This window comes from Mycobacterium sp. NAZ190054 (assembly GCF_001545925.1).
GTDB lineage: Bacteria > Actinomycetota > Actinomycetes > Mycobacteriales > Mycobacteriaceae > Mycobacterium.
The window spans coordinates 1-6596 of the sequence record NZ_LMVQ01000211.1 but is presented as its reverse complement, the minus strand read 5'-3'; the positions used below and the strand labels follow the sequence as shown (position 1 = coordinate 6596).

The window sequence follows — 6596 nt, the reverse complement described above, 5'->3', positions numbered from 1 at the left end:
CCAGCGGATCAGCTCCGGCACCCGGAACGCGCCCTCCCAGTTGGTGTTCTTCTCGCTGCGGAACGGGGTGGTCGCGCCGTCGGGCCACGTGTTGGCATGTGGTCCGTTGTCGGTGGAGTAGACGACGATCGTGTCCTCGGCGATGCCGAGTTCGTCGACCGCGTCGAGGATCTGCCCGACGTTGCGGTCATGGTCGATCATCGTGTCGTGGTAGGGCGACTGCCACCGCCCGGCCTGCCCGAGGCTCTCCGGCTTGGTGTGGGTGAACACATGCATGTGCGTCATGTTCATCCACACGAAGAACGGGGTGTCCGCCTCGACCTGGCGTTTGACGAAGTCGATGCACGCACCGGTGGTCTCGTCGTCGATGGTCTCCATCCGTTTTCGGGTCAGCGGACCGGTGTCCTCGATCCGCTGCTTGCCCACCGGCCCCCATCGCGGGTCATCGGGCTCGGTGGACACCTCGTCGGCCGCCCAGCTGTGGATGACCCCGCGCGGCCGTGCCGCTTCGTACATGCGCGGGAACTGCTCCCGCGGTGGGTAGTCGGGGTTCTCCGGCTCCTCTTCTGCGTTCAGGTGATACAGGTTGCCGAAGAACTCGTCGAAACCGTGCACCGTCGGCAGATGTTTGTTGAGGTCACCGAAGTGGTTCTTGCCGAACTGGCCGGTGGCGTAGCCGAGCGGTTTGAGCAGTTCGGCGATCGTGGGGTCCTCCGCGGCCCAACCGATGTCCGCACCCGGCACCCCGACCTTGCTCATGCCGGTGCGGTACACGCTCTGCCCGCTGATGAAGGCCGCCCGGCCCGCCGTGCAACTCTGCTCACCGTAGGAGTCCGTGAAGCGCATACCTTCGTCGGCGATGCGGTCGATGTTCGGCGTCCGGTAACCCATCAGACCGTCGCTGTAACAGCTCAGATTGGTGATCCCGATGTCATCACCCCAGATGACCAGAATGTTGGGCTTTCCGTCCGGCATGCCGACTCCTCGCGCTTATCAACACCGAATCTTCCGTTGGCTCCACGCTAGGCCGGTTGTAACCAAATGTGGGCATCAAAAGAAGAATTCATATTCCTCGCAAGGAACTCGAACCACCGCCGCCATCTTCGGCCGAACGCTTCCCCGGCGTACGGCGTTGAGTCGCCTCGGGGACACCTTCCCGTTCTGGTTCAACATCGTCACTCCGTGAGGGCCGGTGCTCACGCGATTCCTGTCCGGTACCGGCTCACAAGGAGCACCCTGGTGGGTGGAGGTGATGGCGATGTACGACAAGGATCTGAACCCCAACTGGCACGTCGAGATCGAGTTCTCCGAGGACGACGTGCACACCCACGCGTCGGCGCACGCGAAACTGCGCGACGCGACCGAGATGACGGCCACCGGCGACGCGTACCGCAATCCCAGGGACGACAGCCAGCCGATGGTCGGCGAGGAGATCGCGGCGGCCCGCGCGCTCATCGCGTTGGGCACCGAGTTGCTGCACGAGGCCTCGACGCGGATCGAGCAGTCGACCCACCAGCCGGTCCACCTGTACCGCTGAGCCTTGGCGCTGGCGATCTGTCTGCTGTTCGACCGCCGGTCCGACCGGGCGGTCCGGGCGTTGTGGGATCGCCTGGAGGACCTCGGCGTGCCCAGCCTGCGGTCCCACACCCACGGCAGACACGTCGCCCACGTCTCGTATGCGGTGCTGCGCCGGTGGGACGACGCCGCGGTCGCCGATGCGGTGGCGGGTGTCCCCGCCGGTGATCCGGTGGAATTGAGCTTCGACGGGATGGGGCTCTTCCGACGCGGGCGGGTCTGGCTGGTCGCCGGCGTCAGCGCGGATTTCCTTGCGCGCCAACAACGGGTGGTCGACGCCGTCACCGCGGCCGGCGCCGAACTGCACAAGCACTACCGCCCGGGCGATTGGATTCCGCACTGCTCGCTGGCGCCGCGTGCGACGTTGGCGCAACTGCCTGCGGTGGCCGCGGCGGTGATGGATGTGCTGCCGCTGCGGACGCGCCTGGACCGTGCCGCGTTGGTCGACAGCGCGACGGGGGAGGTGCACCCGCTAACGGGGTTGCCCTGACAGTGCGGGGTCGACGGAGTCGATGTGGTCGCGCACCAGCGTCGGGTAACGGCCGCGGTCCGGCCGGAAGATGTCGTGCGGGGAGTCGGCGAACTCGTGCAACGCGGCAGTGGGGAACAGGTCCCGGTAGCGGCTCCAGGCCGCGTCGTCGATGAGCGGGCTGTGTACGGCGCGGACCACCAGCAGCGGTGGCTGCCAGGCTGACAGCCGTTCCCAGAACGACTGCGCGCGCGCCGACCGCACGACCGCGAGTGCGGCGTCATGGTCGACACGCTCGTGCACCGGTGCGCCGCGCCACCGGCCGTCGAGCAGACCGAGCATGACGTCCTCGGTGAGCACGATCTCCTCGGGGACGTAGTCGCCGAGGGAGATCGACCGCACCCGCCCGGGGTTGGCCAGCGCCCATGTCAGCGCGTACGGCGTGCCGCGCGAGAACGTCATCAGATGCACCGGCCCGTCGGTGATCTCGTCGACCACCGCGCCGACGTCGCCGCCCAGTGTGGCGGAGTCGTACCCGGCCGGCGGGCAGTCGCTCTGTCCGTGTCCACGAAGTTCGACGACGACACAGCGCCGGCCCAGCAACGGCAGCGACTCGAGGTAGTCGTCGGCGACGCAGGTGAAGCCGGGCACGAAGACGACCGGTGCGCCCCGGTCGTCACCGCCCGAGTCGAGAAAGCGGATCTTCACCTCGCCGTTGACGGCGAACCGGTACTCGGCCATCAGCCCTCGGGCGGCACGGGTGCCGCGGCCTGCACGGCCGGCTGGGCGGCGTCGTTCCTCATCCGGTGGAACAGGTCGACGTAGTAGGGCATGCACTGTCTCAGCGCCTGCTCGGTGGTGAACAGCGGACGGTAGCCGAGGTCGCGTTCGGCCTTGGCGATCGAGAAGTAGTTGTCGAGGTAGAGCCGTTCCACCGCAAGGGGTTCGAGCAACGGCTTGGGCAGCCCGAACTTGAAGTGCAGGAACTGCCAGACCGTCATCGCCAACCACACCAACCGCCCGGGCACCCGCAACGTCGGCCACGGCTGCCCGCACGCCTCCACCACCGGCCGGGAGAACTCGAACATGTTGACCGGTTCGCCGTCGTTGATGAAGTACGCCTGCCCGGGCGCCGTCCCGCCCTCGACGAGATGCTGTGCGGCGAGGATGAATCCGTGTACGAGGTTGTGCACGTAGGAGTTGTCGAGCTTGACGTTCCTGCTGCCGACGAGCACCTTGACGTGGCCGGCGAGCACGCTCTCGAACACCTTGCGGAACATCGTCTGATCGCCGCGTCCCCAGATGCCGCTGGGCCGGATCGAGCAGGTGAGCATGCCGGAGACGCCGTTCTGGGACAGCACGAACTTCTCGGCGACGACCTTGGTCTCGGTGTAGAGATCGTTGAATCTCTCGGTGTACGGCAGGGTTTCGTCGCCACCTGCGATGCGCCGGCCGCCCATCACCACGCTGTTGGACGCCGTGTAGACGAAACGCTTGACCCCGGCCTGCTGCGCGGCGTGCACGAGGTTCTGCGTGCCGGTGACGTTCACCGCGAAACTGCGCTGCCGGTACTCCTCGGTGACCGACGCGCCGCCCATCAGGTCGATGATCGCCGCGGTGTGGATGACGGTGTCGATGCCGTCGACCGCGGCGGCGACGTCGCCGACGTCGGTGATGTCACCGGTGGACACCTCGAGGCGGGGGTGTGCGGGCAGCGGCGACGGAACCCGGTCGAACGCGCGCACCTCCAGACCGCGGTCGAGGAGCTCGGTCACCAGGTTCGCGCCGACGAACCCGGAGCCTCCGGTGACCAGGACGCGTCCGAGGTCGGTCTCCAGCGTTGCATCACCCATGCCGGGCAGAATAACTGAAACGTGTTCCAATTTCGAAGTGTCTTGGGGAAGGCCGCGGCCCGATCAGCCTTCGGTGTCGTCGTCGGTGGCGAGCGCCTTCTCCACCCGGGCGCGCGCGCCGGCTAAATGTTGTTCACATCGTTTGGCCAGTTGTTCGCCGCGTTCCCATAGTTCCAGCGACGCATCGAGGTCGAGGCCACCGTGCTCGAGGCGTTCCACCACCGCGATGAGTTCGTCGCGCGCTTCCTCGTACCCGAGTTCACTAATGGGCTTCATAACTGTTCCTCGCTGCCCTCGCTGATCGCTGTCACGGCACCGTCGGCCACCCGAATGCGCAGCCGGGCTCCCGCCGGTGCATCGGCGACCGAGTGCAACACGTGCGGTGCCCCGTCGGCGGGGACGGCCTGCACGACGGCGTAACCCCGGGCCAGCGTCGCCGCCGGCCCCAGTGTGGCCAGTCGCGCCGACAGGTGCCCGACGCGGTCACCCTCGGTAGCCAGCAGGCGGGTGACGTCGCGCCGCGCGGCGGCCCGGGCGCGGTGGATCTCCTCGGCGCGCCCGTCGATCGCGGCCAGCGGACGGGACAGCACGGGCCTGCTGCGCAACTGCGCGACGGTATGGGCTTCCCGGTTCACCCAGTTGCGCAGCGCGCGGGCGCTTCGCCGGCACAGATCGTCGATCAGCGCCTGTTCGGCCGCGGTGTCGGGCACGATCCGCTTCGCCGCGTCGGTCGGCGTCGCCGCACGCAGGTCGGCGACCAGATCGCACAACGGGTTGTCGGGTTCGTGGCCGATCGCGCTGACCACCGGGGTGGTGCAGCGGGCGATCTCCCGGCACAGGGTCTCGTCGGAGAACGGCAGCAGGTCCTCGACGCTGCCGCCGCCGCGGGCCAGCACGATCACGTCGACGTCGGCGTCGGCGTCGAGGGCGCGCAGCGCGTCGACGATCTGGGGTACCGCGTTCGGGCCCTGCACCACGGTGTTGCGGACCGCGAACCGCACCGCCGGCCAACGTGCGGACGCGACGGCCATGATGTCGTGCTCGGCGGCCGACGCGCGGCCGGTGATCAGCCCGATCGTGCCGGGAAGGAACGGGATGGGGCGCTTGAGCCGCGGGTCGAACAGGCCCTCGGCGTCGAGCAGGCGCCGCAGGCGTTCGATCCGGGCCAGCAGCTCACCGAGCCCGACGGCGCGTATCTCGCTGATGCGCAGGCTGAACGAACCGTTGCGGGTGTAGAACTGCGGTTTGCCGTGCATGAGCACCTGCGTGCCCTCCGCCAGCGGCACCGGCGCGTTGACCACCAGATCGCGCGGGCAGCTGACCGTCAGCGACATGTCGGCGGCGGGGTCGCGCAGCACCATGAAGGCCGTCGACTGGCGCACCTTCAGTTCGGTCAGCTGACCTTCGATCCAGACCATGCCCAGCCGGTCGATGTACTTGGCGACGCGGGTCGCGACGGCCCGCACCGGCCAGGGGTTCTCGGGGGACTTGCCCTGCTCGGGTTCGGTCATCGTGGCGCGCGGCTGCTCACTTCGCCGACGCGCGCGTGATCCTGTTGGCCAGCAGTGTCTGGTAGGGGGCGCGGGCCTTGGTGGCCTCCTCGTAGGCGAGCAGCGCCTCCAGGTCCGGCACCCGCAACGACGTCAGCCGTGCGCGCAGCTGGGCCAGCGTCAGCGACTCGTACTCGATCTCGGCCACGATCGCGGGCGCGTCGGGCGCACGCTGCTCCGACGAGCCGTCGCTGTCCGATGCCTTGGCGAGGTCCGGCTCGCCGCTGAACAGTGCGAAACGGCCCTCGGTCAGCCGCTCCCCGTCGCGGACGGGCAGATCGACGACGTCGCCGTCACCGGAGGGGTCCTCGTCCTCGTCGAATGTCGCCCACTCCGGCTGCTCGTCCTTCGGCGGGAAGATCGTCTCCAGCGTCTCGTCGCCCTTGATCACCAGGATCGCGACGTCCTGCTGCACCTTCATGACCAGCTGGGCGATCTGACTCGCGATGGTCATCGGGTACATCAGGATGGTCTGGGGCAGTTTGCGGGTCTCCTCGATGGCGGTCACGGCCGCGCCCACGAGCAGCCGGACCCCATACGGCGCACTTGACATGGCCCCAGCCTACGGCTGGGCGTTCGCAGCGGCGGGTCAGTACCCTGGACTCATGCCGCCGACTGTCAACATGGGGATCCCGGGTGCCAGCCAGACCGCGCTGCGCTCCGGCGTCGGCGTCGCCGCAGGCAAACGTGTGCTCCTGGCCGAACCGCGCGGATACTGCGCCGGCGTCGACCGTGCCGTCGAGACCGTCGAGCGCGCCCTGGAGAAGCACGGCGCCCCGGTCTACGTCCGCCACGAGATCGTGCACAACCGCCACGTCGTGGACACCCTCGCCAAGGCCGGCGCGGTGTTCGTCGACGAGACCGACGAGGTCCCCGAGGGCGCGATCGTGGTGTTCTCGGCCCACGGCGTCGCGCCGACCGTGCACGAGACCGCGGCCGAGCGCAACCTCAAGGTCATCGACGCCACCTGCCCGCTGGTGACCAAGGTGCACAACGAGGCTAAGCGCTTCGCCCGCGACGACTTCGACATCCTGCTCATCGGTCACGAAGGCCACGAGGAAGTCGTCGGCACCGCCGGTGAGGCCCCCGACCACGTCCAGGTCGTCGACAACCCCGACGCCGTCGACAACGTCACCGTGCGCGACCCCG

General features: G+C 68.5%; 8 protein-coding genes and 1 pseudogene. 3 read left to right on the top strand and 6 right to left on the bottom strand.

Annotated features, from left to right (window positions below; genetic code table 11):
- The coding region (locus tag ASJ79_RS15720; RefSeq protein WP_156448468.1) for a sulfatase-like hydrolase/transferase at positions 1-975 on the bottom strand (975 nt) is incomplete at its 3' end.
- 283 nt (positions 976-1258) lie between these two features.
- On the opposite strand from ASJ79_RS15720, the gene ASJ79_RS15715 reads away from it, so the two are divergent.
- Entirely contained in the window at positions 1259-1537 is a 279-nt protein-coding gene (locus ASJ79_RS15715) for a dsRBD fold-containing protein (RefSeq protein WP_067956736.1), read from the top strand.
- Between the two features lie 3 nt (positions 1538-1540).
- The gene (locus ASJ79_RS15710; RefSeq protein ID WP_067956733.1) at positions 1541-2065 is read left to right on the top strand and encodes a 2'-5' RNA ligase family protein; all 525 of its coding nucleotides are present in this window, start codon (positions 1541-1543) and stop codon (positions 2063-2065) included.
- Here ASJ79_RS15710 and ASJ79_RS15705 read toward each other — a convergent pair.
- The 5 genes from ASJ79_RS15705 to ASJ79_RS15685 are packed head-to-tail and all read right to left on the bottom strand — an operon-like array spanning position 2048 to position 6000.
- Complete coding sequence (locus ASJ79_RS15705; protein WP_067956730.1) at positions 2048-2785, bottom strand: alpha/beta fold hydrolase; 738 nt, start codon at positions 2783-2785, stop codon at positions 2048-2050. The genes ASJ79_RS15710 and ASJ79_RS15705 overlap by 18 nt on opposite strands.
- Complete coding sequence (locus ASJ79_RS15700) at positions 2785-3909, bottom strand: NAD-dependent epimerase/dehydratase family protein (protein WP_197420232.1); 1125 nt, start codon at positions 3907-3909, stop codon at positions 2785-2787. The genes ASJ79_RS15705 and ASJ79_RS15700 overlap by 1 nt, the downstream gene beginning before the upstream one ends.
- A gap of 51 nt (positions 3910-3960) precedes the next feature.
- On the bottom strand, positions 3961-4173 hold the full coding sequence (locus ASJ79_RS15695) for an exodeoxyribonuclease VII small subunit (protein ID WP_067956725.1): 213 nt from the start codon (positions 4171-4173) through the stop codon (positions 3961-3963).
- The gene (gene xseA / locus ASJ79_RS15690) at positions 4170-5408 is read right to left on the bottom strand and encodes an exodeoxyribonuclease VII large subunit (protein WP_067956721.1); all 1239 of its coding nucleotides are present in this window, start codon (positions 5406-5408) and stop codon (positions 4170-4172) included. The genes ASJ79_RS15695 and xseA overlap by 4 nt, the downstream gene beginning before the upstream one ends.
- 16 nt (positions 5409-5424) lie before the next feature.
- Positions 5425-6000 carry a lipid droplet-associated protein gene (locus ASJ79_RS15685; RefSeq protein WP_067956719.1) on the bottom strand — a complete coding sequence of 192 codons (576 nt, stop codon included), beginning with the start codon at positions 5998-6000 and terminating at the stop codon, positions 5425-5427.
- Positions 6001-6052: 52 nt separating this feature from the next.
- Between ASJ79_RS15685 and ASJ79_RS15680 the strand changes: the two are divergent.
- Positions 6053-6596 (top strand): annotated as a pseudogene (locus ASJ79_RS15680) (4-hydroxy-3-methylbut-2-enyl diphosphate reductase); the annotation flags it as partial.